Genomic DNA, 19,822 nt, shown 5'->3' on the forward strand with positions numbered 1-19,822 from the left:
CGGTCGCCCACGTTCCGAACTCGGAGGGCATCTCGCGCCACTGGGCGCTGGACCGGAACCGCCAGATCACCCCCTCGAACTGCTCCCGCAGCCGCCCGGGGTACGGACCGTACTCGCCTATCGGCAGGTACGGCTCGATGAACTCCCACTGCTCGTCGGTGAGTTGCCTACGTGTCACACCCAGCGTCCTATCAGGTCCTGTCCCCGCACGGGACCAGAACCCGAAATTGATCACGACCTCACACAGGCCCTAGAAATGAGGAGTTGGCAGCAAGATTCGGCCTGGACACGGTGCCGGTCAAGATGGAGGCACTGCGTTCGAAGGCGAAGCGCCTGGTCGTGCTGGGTTGGTTGGCCGAGCGGCAGCCGGGCCAGTTCAACCTCGCCCAGGGCCCGGCCGGGCGAGGCCGTGCGGCATGAGCGGGTCACCGAGCGGTACACCCTCGTCTCGGCCCTGGTGGTGCGGCCCCAGAAGATCGTCCGCAAACAGACCGTTTGCGATCGTCGGAAGGCGGGACGAGTATTTCTTAGGGCGTGACGACCGGGGCACACCCTGATGCCGACGCCGTCGATGTATCGCCCCCTTCCAGCTGTGACGCTCACAGCCGACAAGCGTCACCGTGAAGGCGGCGGCGCAGCGAACAGGACCGAACCTGCTCAGTCGGTGGCCTCGGCCCAGGCGACGGGTGGGACATCCAGCTCGGTCGCCTGACGGGAGGCTTGAGAACCGTCCCCTGGCTTCATGACCGAGTCGATGGTCGCCGTGGAGGCGGTAGGCAGAACGGAAGGAGCCTGCCCATGCGGATCGTCGTGGACCTGAATCGATGCCAGGGATACGCACAGTGCGTGTATCTGGCGCATGAGGTCTTCAGGTTGAATGGTCAAGAGGCGCTCACCTATGAGCCGAACCCCGATGACGCGCGGCGCCTGGAGGTCGAGCGAGCGGCTGCGGCGTGCCCCGTGCAGGCGATCGTCATCGACCGCGTGGACGGAGCGGAGCGGGGCGAGACGTCATGACCTTGCGGGCAACGGTCGCGGAGCTGGTGCGGGAGTTCCGGGCCAGCGGCCGGATCGTCATCGTGGGTGCCTCCCTGGCGGGGCTGCGGGCTGCGGAAACCCTGCGCGAGGGGGGCTTCACCGGTTCTCTGACCATCATCGGTGACGAGCCGTACGAGCCCTACGACCGTCCCCCGCTGTCCAAGCAGGTGCTCAAGGGCTGGGTGCCGGCCGATCACACCAAGCTGCCCCGTATTCGGGAAGTGGATGCGGACTGGCGGCTCGGGGTGGCCGCCGTCGGGCTGGACCGGGTCACCAAGCAGGTGCGCCTGGCCGACGGTGAGCAGGTGCCGTACGACCGGTTGCTGATCGCCACGGGTACCCGCGCGCGGCAGTGGCCGAACCCGGCCGAGGCCGCTTTGGACGGGATCCACACGATTCGCTCGCGTGATGATGCCGCGCAGCTGCAGAAGGCGTTGGCCGAGTCGCCGTCGCGGGTCCTGGTCATCGGCGCCGGGTTCATCGGTTCGGAAGTGGCCTCTGTCTGCCGGGAGCTCGACGTCCCGGTGACCGTCGTCGAGCGGGGTTCGGCGCCACTGGTCGGCGCGCTCGGTGGGGTGATCGGGGAGATCGCCGCGCAGATGCAGCGCGACCACGGGGTGGACCTGCGCTGCGGGCTGGGCGTGTCGTCGCTTGAGGGCGACGGCGCCGGACATGTGCGGCGTGCCGAGCTTTCGGACGGATCCACCGTCGAGGCCGATGTGGTGGTGGCCTCGCTGGGGTCGATCCGCAACGTGGAATGGCTGGAGGGCTCGGGGCTGGCGGCCGGTTTCTGGGGCGTCGGGTGTGATGCCGGTGGCCGTGCCTTCGACATCAACGGTGTGGTCACCGACAGCATCTACGTGGCAGGAGATGTGGCGCGTGCGCCGCATGTGCTGTACGAGTACCAGTTCCTGGCGATGGAGCATTGGGACAACGCCGTTCTCGGCGCCGAGGTCGCGGCGCACAACATGGTGAACCTCGAGCCCCACTATCGCCCGCATCTGCTGCTGCCCGGCTTCTGGTCCGGTCAGTTCGGCGTCAATATCAAGTCTGTCGGTGTGCCGCCGTTCGGTGACGAGATCGTCTTCACGCAGGGGTCTGTTGCAGAGCGTCGTTTCGCAGCGGCTTACGGTCACCGTGGTCGCATTGTTGCGGCCGTGACCTTCGATCACGGCAAGTGGCTGGAGCACTACGGAAAGCTGATCGAGCAATCAGGTCCATTCCCGCCTCCGCCGCCGGGCTGGGACCAGCCGCCCGACACGAAGCCGATGCCGGCCGAGTTCCCGGACCCGAGGGTCCCGACGGCGATCCCCGACGTCGTCCTGACCGGCCATGCCCCGAGCGAGCGCACGGCCGAGTTCCGGCCGCGGTGTCACTGACGCGGCCGCCGGGGCAAGCGTGCAGGCGGACAGCACCGACAGGAAGAAGGAGGGGAGCCGTGGTCGAGGAAACCCCCTGGCAGCAGGCCCTCCGCTACGCCAACCGCGCAAACCCGTACCCCTTCTACGAGGAACTGCGCAAAACACCGGTGGCGCGGCAACCGGACGGCAGCTATGTCGTCAGCACCTACCGGGAGATCGTCACGCTGCTGCACGACCCCCGGGTCAGTTCGGACCCGCGCAAGTGCCCCGCCCCGGCCGCGGCCCAGGCAGAGAGCTCGGCGGAGCCGATCAGGGAAGTACTGACCGAGCCGAACATCATTACCTGCGATCCACCCGAGCACGATCGGGACCGCCGGATGATGATGCCGCACTTCGTCGGCCCGCCTCCTTCGCCTCACTTGATCTCCGACCTGGAGCCCGAGATCCGCCGCATCGTCGACGGACTCCTGGACGACATGAAGGGCAAGAACCGGATCGATGCCGTCGATGACTTCGCCTACCCCCTGCCGGTGACGGTGATCTGCAAGGTCTTGGGCGTGCCGCTGGAGGACGAGCCACGCTTCCACCAGTGGATCGAGACCGCCCTGGACGCTTTGGACTTCGGCCCCGAGGCCGCCTCCGAAGAGATCCGGAGCCGGCAGGCCGGGGGCCGCCAAGCCGTGCGGGATTTCGGGCAGTTCACAGCTGAGCTGCTCGACAGGTATGCCGAACAGCCCGGCCCCGGCATGCTCTCGGCGATAGTGAACGAGGACGGCCCGGAGGGACGGATGTCCAAGGGCGTCCTCGCGAGCAACGCCCTGCTCCTGATCTTCGCGGGACACGAAACCACGGTCAATCTCATCGCCCACAGCGTGCTCACCCTGCTGCGCCACCCCGACGCGCTCCGGAAGCTGCGGCGCCGGCCCGAGCTGATCGTGCCCGGGGTGGAGGAACTGCTGCGCTTCGAGTCGTCGGTGCAGTTCTGGCACACCCGCTCCGCCGTGGAAGACATCGACATCGCCGGCACCACCATCCCGAAGGGCGCGCCGATCTTCCTGGCGTACGGCTCGGCGAACCGCGACCCGGCACGGTTCACCGACCCCGACGCACTCGATCTCGAGCGTCGCGACAACCAGCACCTCGGCTTCAGCCAGGGCATCCACTTCTGCTTCGGCGCTCCGCTCGCCCGGCTCGAGGTCCAGGTCGCGGTCGGTGAGTTCGTCCGCCGGGTGCAGAATCCCCGGCTCGTCGAGGACCCGCCGCCGTACCGGCACAACCAGATCTTCCGCGGCCCGCGCCACGTCCTGGTCGACATCGACGGCATCCGCGACTAGCCAGTGTCTGCGTGAAGGATCGCTATGCGCGCTTTTCAACTCGTCGGATGGCGGCAACCGCCCGAGCTGCGCGAGGTGCCGGTGCCCGAGCCCGGGCCGGGGCAGGTCCTGGTGAAGGTTGGGGGTGCCGGTGCATGCCACTCCGATCTGCACATCATGCAGGCACCCGGACCGCTGCCCGGCTTCACGAATCCGCCCTTCACGCTCGGCCATGAGAACGCGGGATGGGTGCAACGGCTTGGGGCAGGTGTCACCGGGTTCGCGCCCGGAGACCCTGTGATCGTTTACGGCTCCTGGGGCTGTGGGGTGTGCGCCAACTGCCGAGAGGGCCGAGAGAACTACTGCGAGGACCTCGGTGGTCAGGGACCGGGTCTGGGAGGTGGTCACGACGGCGGCATGGCCGAGTACCTGCTGGTCCCGGCGGCGCGCTACCTGATTCCGTTGGGCAACCTGGACCCCCGCCAGGCCGCCCCGCTCAGCGACGCCGGACTGACCAGCTATCACGCCGTCAAACGGTCGCTGCACCTGCTTCGACCGGGCTCGATCGCCGTCGTGATCGGGGCCGGCGGCCTGGGCCAGATGACCATCCAGATCCTGCGCGCGCTCAGCGCGACGACCACCGTCGTCGCCGTGGACAGCGACGTCGGCAAGCTGGAGACCGCCAAGCGCATGGGAGCCGACGAGGCACTGCTCTCGGGCGACGAGACGATCGCGCGCATCATGGACATCACGTCGCAGCAGGGCGCTCAGCTCGTGCTGGACATGGTTGGCATAGACCCGACCCTGCGGATGGCTGCGCAGGTGGCCAGGACGCTCGGCCACCTGACCATCGTCGGCCTCGGCGGCGGAGCCCTGCCCGTCGACTTCTCCAACCCGCCGCACGAGTGCTCGGTAGCCTCGCCCTACTGGGGCTCCCTCCCCGAACTCATGGAAGTGATCACCCTCGCCCAGCAGGACAAGATCAAGATGCTGGTCGAGCACTTCCCCTTGCAACGCGCCGGCGAGGCCTACCAGCTCCTGCACGACGGCAAGATCCAAGGACGCGCCGTCATCACCCCCCACGCCTGAGTACCGACGTGTCAACCCGAACGGGACAGCAGGACATGTGCTATGGCCGCGGGCGTGGGGCGGCCCGGGGAAATCCCACCCCGAGCTCCCGCCAAGGGGCTGTCCGGATGAGTAGGCCGGATGAGGTGTTCGTGGAACACCTCATGCGCCACAGAGCCCCGCCCTCTCCACCGAGCAACGTGAGGCTGATCGGGTGACGATGGAACAGACGGATGTGACGACGCTGCTCCGAGAAGGAGGCAGGTGCCATGACAGCTCCTTCACATTCCTCCGGCCCCGTTTCCCCACACGGCACCGAGCCGCAAGAGGGCCCCCTGACCGAAGGCATGGCCGCACTGGCGAACCTGGGCTGGCAGTTCCTGCTCACCATGGGCCTTGCCACCATCGCCCTGGGCGTCGTCGCGCTGGTCTGGCCCGGTGCGACGCTTCGCGTCGTCGGCGTGCTCTTCGGCGTTTACCTGCTTGCCACCGGTGTCTTCCAACTTGCCGCCGCCTTCGGCACCCACGTCCCCCGGCATCTTCGCGTACTGCATTTCATCACCGGCGCGGCCTCCATCCTGCTGGGACTGATCTGCTTCAAGGGCACCCTCGAGTCGGTCTTTCTGCTCGCCCTGTGGATCGGCTTCAGCTGGCTCATGCGGGGCACCCTGGAGACGGTTGCCGCGGCCTCCGATCAGACCATGCCGGGGCGCGGCTGGCACGTGGCCTTCGGCATCATCGGCACTATGGCCGGCATCGTGATGATCATCATGCCGTTCGCATCCATCGCGACACTCACACTGGTGGTGGGCGTCATGGCCATGGTTCTGGGCCTGACCGAGGTGGTCCGTGCCATCAGGACACGCGTCGAGATCGGCCACCTCGCTCCCGGCACGGCCACCCAGCGGCGCCCTCTGTTCCACGCACGTGCGCACCCCCAGCACTGATCGGCCGGCGGGGGCGTTCTCGGGTATCGGCTCATCAGGGCCGTACTCACGTACCGCCCGAGTCAGAGGAGTGGAGAAGTCGTCCACGATGTGACCACCACGGCGGCGGCATCGGAGCTGCGCGGATCAGGGACCGAGCGCGCTGGGCCTCCCTGCTGGGGCTGCTGGCTCAAGGAACCGCTCAAAGACTGCTGAGGCCTTGGGGTAGGAGTACCGGGTCGAACCCCTCCCCGTCCCGGCCATAAGAAGCACGAATAGCGTATGAGTGGCTCGAGTGACACGGGCAGGCTCGGCGAGCATGCGTCTGTTGGGTCTGCCTTGCGAGGGAGGATCACCGACTGCGTCGGCCGTAGAAGCCCGACCGGCCGGAAAATGCCGAGTCGCACGGCGGACGGATGCGGGATTCCGGCGGATCAGGTAGATGGGGTCCGAGGAACGGGGGAGTGGGGAGACACGGTCGTGCCCGTCGGGTGCGGACCCTTCACCGGCGGACGGCGGAGGGCTTGCCGGTGCGGCAGGCGGGTGACGGTGCTGAACCGTGCTGCGCGGCGGCGCAAATGCCGGTGGCCGGGAGCAGGTTCGGGGCGACCCCGTGGACCCGTGGTCCGGTAGAAGATCCGCTTGCCGAGCTCTACGAGGAGCAGGTAGACGACGACCATGGCGGCTACCGCGGCGAAGAAGGCGGTCGGTAGGGGCTGGAAGCCTAGGACGTGGGCCAGGGGAGTGGCCGGCAGGGCGGCACCGAGCGCGACGACTCCCAGCGCGGTCAGCGTCAGAGGCAGGCTGGGGCGACTGCGCCAGAACGGGATGCGACGGGTGCGGATGGCGAAGATCACCAGGGTCTGCGTGGCGAGGGACTCCACGAACCAGCCGGTGTGGAACTGGGCGGCGTCGGCGTGGAAGACGCCCAGCATCACGGCGAACGTGACGAAGTCGAACAGCGAACTGATCGGCCCGAAACAGATCATGAACCGCCGGATGAAGGCGATGTCCCAGTGCGCGGGCCGCCGCACCTGCTCCTCGTCGACTTCGTCGGTGGGGATGGCGAGCTGACTGGTGTCGTACAACAGGTTGTTGAGCAGGATCTGGGACGGCAGCATCGGCAGGAAGGGCAGGAACAGCGAGGCTCCGGCCGCACTGAACATGTTGCCGAAATTGCTGGACGTGCCCATCAGGACGTACTTGATCGTGTTGGCGAAGATGCGTCGCCCCTCGGCGACCCCGTCCGCCAAAACCCCGAGGTCCTTCTCCAGCAGGATCACGTCGGCCGCGTCTTTGGCCACGTCGGTGGCCGAATCCACCGAGATGCCCACGTCGGCGGCGTGCAGCGCGAGCGCGTCGTTGACGCCGTCGCCGAGGAAGGCGACGTCGCCACCGGTCTTCCGCTGGATCCGCACGATGCGAGCCTTGTGCTCGGGGCTGACCCGGGCGAATACGGTTGTGTCGCGTATGGCTTCGGTGAGCCGCTCGTCGTCCATGGCGTCCAGGTCGGTCCCGGTCAGCACGGCGGCGTCGGTCAGCCCCAGGTCCTGGCAGACCTTGGCGGCCACCGTGGGGTTGTCCCCGGTGACGATCTTCACCGTGATACCGAGCGCGTCCAGCTGCCCCAGAGCCTCGGCCGCGTCGTGTTTGGGCGGGTCGCGGAAGACCAGCAGACCGGCCAGACGGAGGCCCCGCTCGTCGGCGGCACTGAGTGCGGCGGCCGGATGGGCGGGCCGGGTCGCCACCGCGACCACCCGGTTCCCGGCGGCGAACTCCGCTTCCAGCGCCTCGCGGACCGGCTCGGGGACCTCCGCGCAACGTTCCAGCACCGTCTCCGGAGCGCCCTTCGTGATGAGCAGGGTGTCACCGGCGGGATCGGTGACGGTGACGGAGACCATCCGCCGCTCATGGTCGAAGGGCAGGAGGCCGGTCCGCTTCCAGCCGCTGAGCACCGGGCGCTGGGCGGCCGCCGCCGGGGAGTCCCACAGCGCGTCGTCGAGCGGGTTTCCGCCCACCGGCCGGCCTTGGCCGTCCACGTCCGATTCGGTGCACAGCAGTCCCCGGTGCAGCACTTCCTCCGCCGAGGTGCCGGTGACGGGTACGGCCCGCATGAAGTCGATGCGGCCCTGGGTGAGCGTTCCGGTCTTGTCGGTGAACAGCACATCGACGTCACCGAGGTCCTCGATGCACACCAGCCGCTTGACCAGCACCTTGCGTCGGCTCATCCGCCGGGAGCCCGCGGCCAGGCTGGTGGAGACGACCGCGGGCAGCAGTTGCGGGGTGATGCCGACCGCGATCGCGAGGGAGAACAGCAGGGCGTCGATCAGCGGCTTGTGCAGTGCGACGTTGATGATGAAGATCGACGTGGTCAGTGCCCCGGCGACGTAGACCAAGAGCATGGAGAAGCGGCGCAGGCCCACCTGGAACTCGGTCTCCAGCTGGTGTCCGCTCAGGCCGGCGGCGATCTTCCCGAACTCGGCTTCGGCACCGGTGGCGACCACGACCCCGCGGCCGCTTCCAGCGTGCACCACCGTGCCCATCAGGGCGCAGCCGGACAGGTCCGCCAGCGCCGTGCCGGCCGGCACGGCAGCGGTGTCCTTCGCGACCGGCAACGACTCGCCGGTCAGCACCGACTCGCTGCACTCGAGCCCGGCTGCCTGAAGCAGCCGTAGGTCCGCGGGCACGATGTCGCCGAGCCGCAGCTCGACCACATCACCCGGCACCAGGGTGGTGACCTCCACCTCCTGTGGTCGCCCGTCGCGCAGTACGACCGCGCGGTGCCGGATCTTCGCGTGCAGCGACTGGGCGGTCTTCTCCGCCCGGAACTCGTTGACGAAACCCAGGCCGACGGAGAGCGCGACGATCACCGCGATGATCATGGCGTCGCTGCGCTCCCCGACGAAGTACGACACGACGGCCGCGGCCAGCAGCAGGCCGAGCAGTGGGGACCGCAGCTGATGCCACAGCACCAGCCACGCCCGAGCTCGGTGGGAGTGGACGGCGTTCGGGCCCCAGCGCTTCAGCCGTCTTGCCGCCTCCTCCGACGACAGGCCGCCTTCCGGCACCTGGAGATCACGGAGCACCTGCGCGGTGGGCAGGGCGGCCGCCGAGACGGCAGGCCCCCCGGCCACCGGCCTCGCCCCGACGGTGGTCACCATCAGCGCCCACCGCCCGGGCGCGTGCCCTCCCGCACAGGGAAACACGCATGGCTGAATGAACGTTTGACAGTGCTGAGCGGACGGGAGAACGGGCCCGCGCACGGATCATCTGGCAGTAGCCTCACCATCCCACCCTCCACCCTTCACCGGTCACACCCCCATGGGCCGTCGGGCCCTGTCTCCGGGACCTGCTGCCCACCATGCAGCGCGCTCCGGTCAGTCGGTGTGACGGCCATGAGACCGCCCGACGAGTGCGGCCGCCCGCTGGACGACGGCCCATCCCGGCGGCCGCCATCCGGTGGGCGCGACGCCCGGCCGATGGCGGGGAACCCATACCCGAAGCGTCCGGGGACTGATCCGGCACCGCACGGGAGTGCGCAGGGTGACGGCTTCGCCGTCCAGCCCGACGGGGACGACCGAGGGGTCGGCGTGGATGACGACGTCGTCGGGCGTCGCCAGACGGGTCAGTCCGTGCAACTGCCCGCTTCGCAGCCTGGCGGCCGTTTCGGCGGGCGTCTCCGCCCTGGGGGCCAGTACTCCCAGGAGTCCGGAGTCGAGCTGCGCACGCCTGTCGAGCCCGGCCGGGTCGTCGATCTGGTAGGGGTTGTTGCTCACCAGTACGGCGTCCGGCCGGTCCACGGTGAGCAGCCCGGTGCGTACCACCAGCTCCGGGCCCTGGTGGCGGGCCAGGAATTCCGGGAGGATCCGTACCATGGTGCAGCCCGCGGGGAACGTCGGTGAGCCGCTGGAGACTCGCGGATCATGCTTTGCCAGGTTAGGCCGAACGTTGCTATGGATCCTCCAACCATGTCCCGAAGCAACGTGAGTGGATGTTCCACCGTCATCCACTGCCGTACCACCTCACAGCTACGGACAAGCTCCCATCAGCACGAGCGGTCAATGGGCTGCTCGGCCCAGATCGTCTTGCGGTTCTGACCATGGCGGCAGCCCCACCGTCCGGCGAGTTGCGCGACGAGGAACAGGCCCCGCCCTCCTTCGTCTGTGGTGTGGGCTCGGCGCAGGCGAGGCTGGGTGCTGCTGGAGTCGGTGACCTCGCAGACGAGAACGTTGTGGCGGATCAGCCGCAATTCGGCAGGTGCACGGCCGTAGCGAATCGCATTGGTGACCAGTTCGCTGACGATGAGTTCGGTGTCAAAGAGGAGGTCTTTCAGGCCCCATCTCTTCAGTTGGCGGGCTGTCCATTCGCGAGCACGGGATACTGCGGCAGGATCGGCGGGGATTTCCCAGTGAGCGGTGTTCTCCGCCGGTACGGCACGCGTGCGTGCCAACAGCAGGGTCGCGTCGTCGCGCGGCTCGGCGTCCACCAGGTCGGCGAGGAGCGCCCGGCCGGTTTCCTCGAGAGCGCGGTCCGGGCGGCATGTGGCGGCCAGCATTTCCGTCAGGCGCCGGAGCCCATCGGCGCTGCCATTCTCGCGCTGTTCGACCAGGCCGTCGGTGTAGAGCGCAAGGACACTGTCCGGTTCCAGGTCGATGACGGTGGTTTCGTACGGCATGCCGCTGAGGGCGAGCGGTGGCCCCGGTGAGATCCCGACGGGCTCGGTGGTCCCGTCGGGACGGACCAGTACGGGCGGCGGGTGCCCGGCACTGGCCATGGCACAGCGGCGGGTGACGGGATCGTAGACCGCGTACAGGCAGGTGGCGCCAACGATGTCGTTGTCGTCGGGTGGGGCCTCGGCCGCAAGTCGCTGGACCAGATCTGCGACTCGGGTGAGCAGCTCGTCCGGTTCGAGTTCCAGGTCCGCAAGCGTCTGAATGGCGGCGCGCAGTCGGCCCATGGTGGCGCTGGCGGCCATGCCGTGGCCGACCACATCCCCGGCGACAAGGGCGAGTCGCAGGGAGGGCAGAGCGATGGCGTCGTACCAGTCGCCGCTGATTTCCGCTCCCCCGGCTGCGGGCCGGTAGAAGCCGGCGGTCTGGGCGGCAGGGGTTTCGGTCGTGGCCGGAGGAAGAAGTCGCTGCTGCAGTGCCACTGCCGCCCGGTGCTCGCGCGTGTAACGGCGGGCGTTGTCGATGGCGAGAGCGCCCCTCGAGGCGATCTGCGTCATGAGATCCACTTCGTCCTCGTCGAATGGAGCGGATCGGCCGCAGCGCCATACCGCTAGGGCGCCGAGCGTGAGGCCGCGGGCGCGCAACGGTGCCACCATGACCGAATGACAGCCGGGGGGGACGTGGAAGTCGGTCAGCCGTGGATCTCCGAGCACGTCCGCGTAGCCCTGCGCGCTGATGACGAATGTTTTGCCGTGCTGGAAGCTGCGCAGGAACGGGTTGTCCGGGAAGGGCGGGATGCGGCTGCCGCGCTGGTTGCGTGCGGGCCATCCCGCGTTGACCGGCGCCAGGGCCGCGCTGTGTAGATGAAGGTCCCCGCCGCCCAGGCGCTTCGGAGGTTCCTCGCCGTCGAACACGGACTGCGCTAGGTCGACTGTGGCGAGATCCCCGAAGTCGGGCACGAGAACGTCCGCAAGATCCTGTGCGGTACGCACGACGTCCAGGGAGCCTCCGACACGCTCGGCCACATCACGGGTAAGTTCGAGATGCCGACGGGCCCGGACACGGTCGGTGTCCTCGATGTACAGGGCTGCCACGCCAGTCGGGCATCCCAAGGCGTTTTCCAGGCGGAAGGCGGACAGCGACAGGGACCGTCGCCTTCCCGGATCGTGCCGCCAGCTCACTTGCTGGTTGATACGGGCCGCCGGGACGCCCGTCTCCAGCACCCGCCGCAGTACGGACTGGATGCTCTCGGCGTCCTCGACGCAGAGCACGTCACTCAGCCGCGTGTTAGGCCGGACCGCACAAGCGTTGATCGGGTCTGACGCTCCGTTCGTCTGCATGATGGTCAGGTCCATGCCGTGCAGCGCGATGGTGGTCCGGTCCTGTGAGGAGAGTGCGCGCAGGAGCGCTGCGCCATGCACGTGGTCCGCGACATGGTGGGCAGGCGCTGCTACGACGAGGAACTCGGCAGGGCCGTCCATCCTCGCGGTCTGAAAGGTGACCTCAACGGTGTCGCCACCCTTGTGGCAAAGCCACGCCCGGCCGGAGGCCGGCATCTCCGTCGCCCTGCGCAGTTCGTCCGGGACGTCGGCCACCAGTTCTAGCACCGGGCGGCCGCACACCTCCTCGGAGTTGAACCCGGTGAGGTCCTGAGCTGACGCGGTCCAGCGCACCACAGTGCCCCGATCGTCAAGTACCGCGGCAGCGAGGCAGTCGACGGCATGAGGCCCGCGAGAAATGCCGTCATGGCTCTCCATGCCGTCGTTCACCGAGGTGCACCGTAGCTGCTGCTCATGGACGGCGATGCCGTTCGTCATCGTGATTCCATTCCATTGATCGTGGAGGGCGGCGTCGGCGCTCTGCCCATTACTGATGATGTCATCAATTTAGATGGGAAGGTCGCCCGAATCGGTCATATTTGATTAAAGTATCAAATCGGCTGCCGTGTGATGGGTGCCTGTCGCTCTCCAGCGGCACCGTGGTGGCCAGCGTCAGCGATAGCTCCTCGGACGTGAACAGGGCGGCCCGGCCAAGCATCCGCACGGTGGGCGGGTGGGCGCCGTAGCCGAACCGGGGGGCCACCTGGGCTCGGAAGGGAATCCGTCCGCGGACGCACAGCACTCGCCTGATCAGCCTGTGACGGTCGGCATCGGCGGCGTCCCCCACCGGTATGAAGTCCTGGATCTCCCCGAGACCGTCCTCGGTGAAGAACCGGGCCACGCACCGGCCCCCGCCGATCCGCCCCTTTCTGTCACGCCCCCTCGCGCATCCGCGTGACATGGCTCTCCACGCCGACGATCGCCGCGGTCAGTGCACAGCCGAACATCGTGTCGATCATGTCCTTCGATGGCGGGGGCGGGTCTTCCCCGTCGGGGCCGGCCGGTGCCGGCGGCAAAGTGGACCACCGCTGCAGTGCTCCGGTCAGTTCGCTGACCAGCAGCCCCGTGAACACTGCGCACAGGGTCGCGGCCGTGCGCGGGATCTCCGACTCCGGCAGTTCCGCAGCGGACAGGATGTCGACGAGGCCCTGCCAGAACGGATCCTCCGGCTGAATGTCGAGCGCGGCCGCGAGTTTGCGCATGGTGAGTGCCTCCACCCCATCGGCGTCGATGAGCCGCAACGGCCCCACGGTCCCGGAACAGCTACGGCGTTTGCGGTTCGGCATGGCGGAACCCCGTTCCCGCACCAGGTCGCGCTATCGTCCGGGCGTTCGGCAGCGACCGGCTGCTGTACAGGAGCGACTACTGCTGGACCCCAGCCCCCGGGGCCGCCGCTCAGACCGCCTCAGTGGACGCCGCTGTGCCGCCAGGCGACACCACCTGGCGGCAAATCACCAATAAGAACGCCGCCAAGCTGCTTCCGGGAGTACGCCCGCGTATGACAAACAAGGGTTCCTGAAGACGTAGTGCCTGCTCAGCCGTCAGTCGAGGTCCGGCAGCGGGCGCCGGGTGACCTCACGGGCGTCGTCCGCGGGGACGCCGAGCATCCGCAGGACCATTTCGGCCAGGTCCGAGGCGGCCTCGTCGCCGTCGAGGTCGGGGCGGGCCAGCCGGAGCGCCACGAGGGACATGAGAGTGCCGCCCACGGCTGACAGTGCGGTGGTCGCGTTGGCGCAGTCGAAGCGGCCCGAGGCGATGCCGATCTCCAGGTCGCGCAGCGCTCGCGGCGCCAGACCGCGGTCGGAGTGGATGTATGCCAGACCACGGTCACGCAGGATACGTGTGAGCTCGGGGTGGGAGTCGGCCATCCTGGCGGTGAGCCGGAATCCGGCGGCGACCAGCTCGGCCGGATCGTCGATCCCTTCCACTCGCTCGTCGATGAGCTGTCCGAACTCCTCCAGGGCGTCCGTCACCGCGGCGTCGAACAGCTCCGTCTTGGACTCGAAGTGGTTGTAGAAGGAGCCGAAACCCACGTCCGCGCGCTCGGCGATGGCCTGGATGCTGGCGCTGGTGTCCCCGGTCTCCGCCAGGATTTGCCGCGCCGCCCGGACGAGCGCGTGACGGGTTTCGGCGCGGCGGCGCTCGAAGCGGTTCTTGGGCGGGGCTGACGTCGGCATACGGCGAGTGTAACAACCGTTGCGATGGGTGTGCCATTACTGATGAGATCCTCAATTCTTCGGCTTCAGCCTATTGACGATGAGGTTCGGCAAAGCTGATGATTTCCTCATTACAGCAGTGTTGCTTGGAGGACACCATGTCCCACACCTCCGTTAACAAGGCCGTTCCGCCGACACCTCACGAAGACCTCCACAGCGAGCAGGGGGCCCTTCGCGGCGAACATCCCGGCCGGTCCCAGAACCCCGTGATCAAGGTGACGGACCTGGCCTGGTTGGAGTTCGAGAAGCCGGACCTGGACCGGGCCGAGGTCTTCGCGCGCGACTTCGGGTTCGCGATCGCCGCACGCACCGAGGAGGCACTCTGGCTGCGCGGCACCTTCGCGGGCCCACCCTGCATGGTCATCCGGCGTGGGCATGCGTCCCGCTTCGTCGGGCCGGCGTTCCGCGCGGCCGAGCGCACCGACCTCGACCGGCTGGCCGCAGCCACCGGCAATACCGTTCGGGACATCAATGTCCCGGGCGGAGGGAAGTCGGTCTCCCTGCTCGACCCCTCTGGCCTCCCGGTCCGCGTCGTGCACTGCGGCGAGCAGCTGCCCGCGCTGCCCGAGCAGGAGCCGCTGATCCTGAACTTCGGCACGGACCACCGTCGTACGAACACCACCCAGCGGCCCCCGCGCGAGCCGTCGCGCATTCAACGCCTCGGTCATGTGGTGCTGGAGACAAGGTCGTTCATCCGCACCCTGGACTGGTACCTGGACACCCTCGGCATGATCGTGTCCGACTTCCTGTTCCTGGACGGGCAGCGCCAGCGCGGGCCGACCATGGCATTCATCCGCTGTGACCAGGGCAGCCTCGCGGTCGACCACCACACACTCGCCCTGCACCTGGGGCCCGGCACCGGATACGTCCACTCCGCCTACCAGGTCACCGACCTCGACTCGATCGCCGCCGGCGGCGAGTACCTCGCCGAGCGCGGCTACAAGCGCAGTTGGGGCATCGGTCGGCACATCCAGGGCAGCCAGCTCTTCGACTACTGGCGCGACCCCGACCACTTCATGCTGGAGCACTTCGCCGACGGCGACCTGTTCTCCTGCGACCTGGAACCCGGCTGGGCGCCGATGTCGGCGAGCGGCCTGGCCCAGTGGGGGCCGCCGGTCACGCGTGACTTCCTGGGCGCGAGCCCGTCCCCGGCCAAGTTGCGCCAGGTCATGAGGGCCCTGCGCGACGACAACGAACTCGACCCCGCACGCCTGCTGGGCCTGATGAAAGCGATGAGCTCATGAGCACCAACGTGCTGCGCACCCCCGACGGCTGGTGGGCCGTCCGAAACGAGCGCGCCGTCCGCATCGAGACCAAGGCCGTCACCACCGCGGAACTGCTCGCCGACCGGGACGCGGTCAGCGAAGCCGCCGCCTCCACCGACAGCGGCACACCCGTCGTCGACATGGTCGCGCTACCCCCGGTCACCACCCCCTGCCGGGTGGTCGCCCAGATGGTCAACTACCGCAGCCACGCCAAGGATTCCGGCTTCACCGGCGACATCCCGCCCACCTTCTTCCGCAAGGCGTCCGGCTCGGTCAGTGGTCCCCACGACACCATCGTCCGCCCGTCGCACGTGAAGTTCCTCGACTACGAGGTGGAACTCGGCCTCGTCATGGGCGCACCCCTGCCGGTGGGCACCGTCGTTGACGAGCAGGACCTCCCGCGCTACGTCGCCGGCCTGGTCCTGACCAACGACGTCAGCGCCCGCGACGTCCAGTTGACCAAGACCCAGTTCTACGAGAGCAAGTCGTACCCGACCTTCACGCCGACGGGCCCGTACCTGGCCCTGCTGGAGCCCGAGGATTTCGCCCATCTGCTGAACCTGCGGCTGCGGCTGAACGTCAACGGCGTACCGCGTCAGGACCGCACGCTCGCCGACATGATCGTGCGGCCCGCGCAGGCGCTCACCCTGCTCGCCCGATTCCAGACCCTCGACCCGGGCGACCTGCTGCTCACCGGCACCCCCGGCGGCACCGCTCTGAAGGCCCCGCCCGCGCCGGTCGCGAAGATCAGTGCGCTGCTGCCGCCCGCGGCGAGGTGGAAGGCGTTCTTCAAGGGCCAGGCCAAGAACCCGCGTTACCTGCGCGACGGTGACCTCATCACCGCCACGATCGCCACCCCGGACGGGCGGATCAACCTCGGTGAGCAGCGGACCGCTGTGGCGGACGCGAGGTGAGCGCAGCAACCCGGAGACCGGTGGTGATCATCGGCGCGGGACCGGTCGGGGTCACGGCCGCCCTGCTGCTCGCCCGGCACGGAGTGCACAGCCTGCTCCTCGAACGCCACCGGGACATCTACCCCCTGCCACGCGCCGTCGTCGCGGACGACGAGATCTGCCGGATCCTGCAGAGCGTCGGAATCCACGAGGAGTTCGCAGCCGTCTCGCGCCCGGCACCGGGCCTGCGGCTCCTGGATCCCCGGCGCCGCCTGATCACCGAGTTCCCGCGATCCCTGCAGGGCCACCACGGCTTCGCGCAGACCAACATGTTCGACCAGCCCGAACTGGAGCGCCTGCTCAGGGGCGCCCTGGCGCGCCGCCCCGAGTGCGAGCTGTGGGGCGGCGTGGAGGCTGTGTCCGTCACGCAGCCCGCCGATGGGACGGCTCCGGTGCGGGTGACCTTCCGCCGCGACGGCAGCGACGAGGAGGAGCACCTCTGGGCCGACGCCGTCCTCGGCTGCGACGGTGCGGGCAGCCTCACCCGGGAGGCCATCGGCGCCGTCTGGGAGGACCTGCACTTCGAGGAGAGCTGGCGGGTCATCGACGTGCGCACCAGCCGCCGGGTGAACAGCTGGGAGGGAGCCGAGCAGATCTGCTGCGCCACCCGCCCGGCCACCTACATGCGGGTCGGCGAGGACCGCTACCGCTGGGAGTTCCGGCTGGACGACGACGAGCGCCTGGACGGCGCGGAGGGCCGGGAGCGCCTGCGCGAGCTGGTCGCCCCCTGGGTGGATCTGCCGTCCGACGGCCCAGAGGGCGCGGACTTCGAGGTGATCCGGCAGGCGCAGTACACCTTCCGGGCCCGCCTCGCCGACCGCTGGCGCCAGGGCCGGGTGTTTCTGCTGGGCGACGCCGCTCACCTCACTCCTCCCTTCGTCGGGCAGGGCCTGTGCGCCGGCCTGCGCGATGCCTACAACCTCACCTGGAAACTCGCCCGCGTCCTGCGACAGGGCGCACACGACGGACTGCTGGACACCTATGAGCACGAACGCAAGCCGCACGCACGCCACCTGATCCGCGTCGCGGTCGCCGTGGGCTGGGCCATGACCGGTGGCCAGGGCCGCGGTGCGGCATTCCGTCGGGCCGTCGTGGGAACGGCCTGCCGCATCCCCGGCGTGACCGCGGCAGTGAGCCGTGACCTCAGCCCCGCCCTGACCGCCGGCCCACTCGTACGGCGCCGCCCCCGGCCGGCCGGCCGCGCACTGGCCGGAACCTTCTGCCCGCAGCCCTGGGTACGCCACGACGGCGGGCCGGTCCGCCTCGATGACGTCCTCGGGAACTCCTTCGCCGTCCTGACCGCTGTACCGCCCACAGCGCGGATGACGGCCGTGGCCACCGCCCTGGGCGCACCCCCGATCCACGTCGACGACCTGGGCGACGACGGCACGCTGTCCGCCTGGCTGGCAGGCGGCCGCTCGGACGCCGTCCTGCTGCGTCCGGATCGTGTCGTGATGGACACCGTCCCCGCCGGCACCGGCGACTTCACGGGCACCGCCGCCTGGGCTCCCCTGCTGTACACGGGCCGCCGTACGCCTGATGCCCGGGCCGTTCCCCCGCCGAGGAGCAGCACACCATGACCACCCCGCACCCCACGCCGTACCCGGCCCCCTTCTTCACTCCCGACCCGAAGGCGGCCGCCCGCAGCCGCATCGCGGACTTCGCCCGGTGGACCGCACGTCACCAGGGCGCAGAGGGAGTTGACGAACCCACCGACTACGAGGCTCTGCACCGCTGGTCCGTCACCGACCTCGAAGGGTTCTGGGAGGCGGTGTGGCAGTACTTCGACATCGACGCGACGACTCCGTACGAAAACGTGCTGGCCGAGGACACCATGCCCGGCGCACGCTGGTTCCCGGGCGCCACCCTCAACTACGCCCACCACGCGGTGCGCAAACTGCACCCGGACGCGCCCGCGATCACCGCGCTGGACGAGACCGGAGCCGGCTACGAGATCACGGGCCGGCAGCTGCGCGCCCAGGTCGCCTCGGTCGCCGCCACCCTGCGCGACCTGGGCGTCGGACAGGGCGACCGGGTGGTGGGCTACCTGCCCAACACGCCCCACGCCATCATCGCCTTCCTCGCCACGGCCAGCCTGGGCGCGGTGTGGTCGGTGTGCGGCCAGGACTACGCACCCAAGGCCGCAGCCGACCGCTTCGCCCAGCTCGAACCGGCCGTGCTCATCACCGCGGACGGCTACCTCTTCAACGGGACCACGCACGACCGCCGTACCGCCTCGCTCGAGCTGGCCGCCGCCCTGCCGACGCTGAAGGGCACGGTGCTCGTGGACCACGTGGGCCTCACCTGGCCCGAGGACGAACCCTCGGGGCTGGTGGTTGCCTGGGAGGAAGCGGCCACCCGCGTCGAACACCTCGCCATCACCCCGGTGCCGTTCGACCACCCGCTGTGGGTCGTGTTCTCCTCCGGCACCACCGGGCTGCCCAAAGGCATCGTCCACGGGCACGGCGGCGTCCTGCTGGAGCACCTCAAGACCCTCGGCCTGCACTGCGACCTGGGCGTCGGGGACCGGCTGCTGTGGTACACCACCACCCACTGGATGATGTGGAACCTGGTCGTCTCCACCCTGCTGACCGGAGCCACCACCTGCACCTACGACGGCAGCCCCGCACCGGTGGGACGCCCGGAGGCACTGTGGGAGCAGGCGGCCCGCCACAGGGTCACCGTCTTCGGCACCAGCCCCCAGTACCTGCTGGCCATGGCCAAACTGGGCATCGAACCCTCCGCGCACGACCTGTCCGCCGTCCGCGTCATGGGATGCACCGGCTCCGCCCTGCCCGCGTCCACCTACCCGTGGGTCCGCGACCACGTGGGCGAAGGCATCCAACTGGCGTCCACCAGCGGCGGCACGGACGTCGTCTCCGGCTTCGCCGGAAGCGCGCCCACGACCCCCGTCTGGGCAGGGGAGTTGTCCGCCCCCAACTTGGGCGTGGCACTGGCCGCCTACGACTCCGAGGGCACGCCGGTGCGCGACCAGGTCGGCGAACTCGTCGTCACCCGGCCCATGCCGTCGATGCCGCTGTACTTCTGGAACGACCCCGACGGCAGCCGCTACCGCGAGGCCTACTTCGGCGCCTACCCGGGCGTATGGCGGCACGGCGACTGGATCACCCACACCTCCCACGGCTCGGTCGTCGTCCACGGCCGCTCCGATGCCACCCTCAACCGGAACGGCGTGCGCCTGGGCAGCGCGGACATCCACGACATCGTCGAACGCCTCCCCGAGATCAGCGAGGCCCTCGTCATCGGTGCGGAGGAACCCGACGGCGGCTACTGGATGCCGCTTTTCGTGGTCCTCGCCGACGGGACCGTCCTGGACGATGCTCTGCGCGACAGGATCCGCGACGCGATCCGCACAGGCGCCTCACCCCGCCATGTTCCCGACGAGATCCTCGCCGTACCGGCCCTGCCCCACACGAGAACCGGCAAGAAGCTCGAGGTTCCCGTCAAGCGGCTCCTCCAAGGCGCTGCCGCCGAGCAGGTCCTCAACCCCGGAGCCGTCGACAACCCCGAACTGATCGCCTACTTCGCCCGTTTGGGCGCGGAGCGCAACAAGCGGTCGACAGACCACACATGACCGTCGGAGCGGAGACCCTGCCCCGACACCACACCATC

16 protein-coding genes and 1 pseudogene are annotated in these 19,822 nt (G+C 69.1%); 10 read left to right on the forward strand and 7 right to left on the reverse strand.

From position 1 onward, the window contains the following. Positions 1–178 (reverse strand): transposase (locus ACWDEN_RS44980; protein WP_450863836.1); only part of this gene is annotated, 178 nt, incomplete at its 3' end. An 86-nt stretch (positions 179–264) separates the two neighbouring features. Here ACWDEN_RS44980 and ACWDEN_RS44985 point away from each other — a divergent pair. The 6 genes from ACWDEN_RS44985 to ACWDEN_RS45010 all read left to right on the forward strand — a co-directional run bounded on the left by ACWDEN_RS44985 (position 265) and on the right by ACWDEN_RS45010 (position 5,727). Then, on the forward strand, positions 265–420 hold the full coding sequence (locus tag ACWDEN_RS44985; RefSeq protein ID WP_450863792.1) for a hypothetical protein: 156 nt from the start codon (positions 265–267) through the stop codon (positions 418–420). Between the two features lie 378 nt (positions 421–798). After that, a complete protein-coding gene (locus ACWDEN_RS44990) occupies positions 799–1,017 on the forward strand; it encodes a ferredoxin (protein WP_450863794.1) in 219 nt (72 codons plus the stop codon). Beyond that, positions 1,014–2,417 (forward strand): NAD(P)/FAD-dependent oxidoreductase, encoded by a 1,404-nt coding sequence (locus ACWDEN_RS44995; RefSeq protein ID WP_450863796.1) that lies wholly within the window; start codon positions 1,014–1,016, stop codon positions 2,415–2,417. The genes ACWDEN_RS44990 and ACWDEN_RS44995 overlap by 4 nt, the downstream gene beginning before the upstream one ends. A gap of 59 nt (positions 2,418–2,476) precedes the next feature. Beyond that, complete coding sequence (locus ACWDEN_RS45000) at positions 2,477–3,733, forward strand: cytochrome P450 (RefSeq protein ID WP_450863798.1); 1,257 nt, start codon at positions 2,477–2,479, stop codon at positions 3,731–3,733. A gap of 24 nt (positions 3,734–3,757) precedes the next feature. Further along, positions 3,758–4,801 carry an NAD(P)-dependent alcohol dehydrogenase gene (locus tag ACWDEN_RS45005; RefSeq protein ID WP_450863799.1) on the forward strand — a complete coding sequence of 348 codons (1,044 nt, stop codon included), beginning with the start codon at positions 3,758–3,760 and terminating at the stop codon, positions 4,799–4,801. A 248-nt stretch (positions 4,802–5,049) separates the two neighbouring features. Next, the gene (locus ACWDEN_RS45010; RefSeq protein WP_450863801.1) at positions 5,050–5,727 is read left to right on the forward strand and encodes an HdeD family acid-resistance protein; all 678 of its coding nucleotides are present in this window, start codon (positions 5,050–5,052) and stop codon (positions 5,725–5,727) included. A gap of 413 nt (positions 5,728–6,140) precedes the next feature. On the opposite strand, the gene mgtA is transcribed toward ACWDEN_RS45010, so the two are convergent. The 6 genes and pseudogenes from mgtA to ACWDEN_RS45040 all read right to left on the reverse strand — a co-directional run bounded on the left by mgtA (position 6,141) and on the right by ACWDEN_RS45040 (position 13,932). Further along, a complete protein-coding gene (mgtA, locus tag ACWDEN_RS45015; RefSeq protein ID WP_450863803.1) occupies positions 6,141–8,867 on the reverse strand; it encodes a magnesium-translocating P-type ATPase in 2,727 nt (908 codons plus the stop codon). A gap of 216 nt (positions 8,868–9,083) precedes the next feature. Further along, positions 9,084–9,581, reverse strand: coding sequence for a hypothetical protein (locus tag ACWDEN_RS45020; protein WP_450863805.1), 498 nt, complete (start codon positions 9,579–9,581; stop codon positions 9,084–9,086). 170 nt (positions 9,582–9,751) lie between these two features. Continuing rightward, positions 9,752–12,133 carry a SpoIIE family protein phosphatase gene (locus ACWDEN_RS45025; protein WP_450863837.1) on the reverse strand — a complete coding sequence of 794 codons (2,382 nt, stop codon included), beginning with the start codon at positions 12,131–12,133 and terminating at the stop codon, positions 9,752–9,754. A gap of 202 nt (positions 12,134–12,335) precedes the next feature. Then, positions 12,336–12,596, reverse strand: a pseudogene (locus ACWDEN_RS45030) (glycoside hydrolase family 15 protein); the annotation flags it as partial. A gap of 31 nt (positions 12,597–12,627) precedes the next feature. Then, entirely contained in the window at positions 12,628–12,996 is a 369-nt protein-coding gene (locus tag ACWDEN_RS45035; protein ID WP_450863806.1) for a hypothetical protein, read from the reverse strand. Positions 12,997–13,296: 300 nt separating this feature from the next. Continuing rightward, positions 13,297–13,932, reverse strand: a complete 636-nt coding sequence (locus tag ACWDEN_RS45040) for a TetR/AcrR family transcriptional regulator (protein ID WP_450863808.1) — start codon at positions 13,930–13,932, stop codon at positions 13,297–13,299. A gap of 137 nt (positions 13,933–14,069) precedes the next feature. Between ACWDEN_RS45040 and ACWDEN_RS45045 the strand changes: the two genes are divergently transcribed. The 4 genes from ACWDEN_RS45045 to ACWDEN_RS45060 are packed head-to-tail and all read left to right on the forward strand — an operon-like array spanning position 14,070 to position 19,784. Then, complete coding sequence (locus ACWDEN_RS45045) at positions 14,070–15,215, forward strand: VOC family protein (RefSeq protein ID WP_450863810.1); 1,146 nt, start codon at positions 14,070–14,072, stop codon at positions 15,213–15,215. Then, entirely contained in the window at positions 15,212–16,150 is a 939-nt protein-coding gene (locus ACWDEN_RS45050; protein WP_450863812.1) for a fumarylacetoacetate hydrolase family protein, read from the forward strand. The genes ACWDEN_RS45045 and ACWDEN_RS45050 overlap by 4 nt, the downstream gene beginning before the upstream one ends. Next, entirely contained in the window at positions 16,147–17,769 is a 1,623-nt protein-coding gene (mhpA, locus tag ACWDEN_RS45055) for a bifunctional 3-(3-hydroxy-phenyl)propionate/3-hydroxycinnamic acid hydroxylase MhpA (protein WP_450863814.1), read from the forward strand. Before ACWDEN_RS45050 ends, mhpA begins: the two co-directional genes overlap by 4 nt. Then, positions 17,766–19,784, forward strand: coding sequence for an acetoacetate--CoA ligase (locus ACWDEN_RS45060; RefSeq protein ID WP_450863816.1), 2,019 nt, complete (start codon positions 17,766–17,768; stop codon positions 19,782–19,784). The genes mhpA and ACWDEN_RS45060 overlap by 4 nt, the downstream gene beginning before the upstream one ends. Positions 19,785–19,822 lie beyond the last annotated feature (38 nt).

The sequence above is a fragment of the Streptomyces sp. NPDC001153 genome, assembly GCF_053598315.1.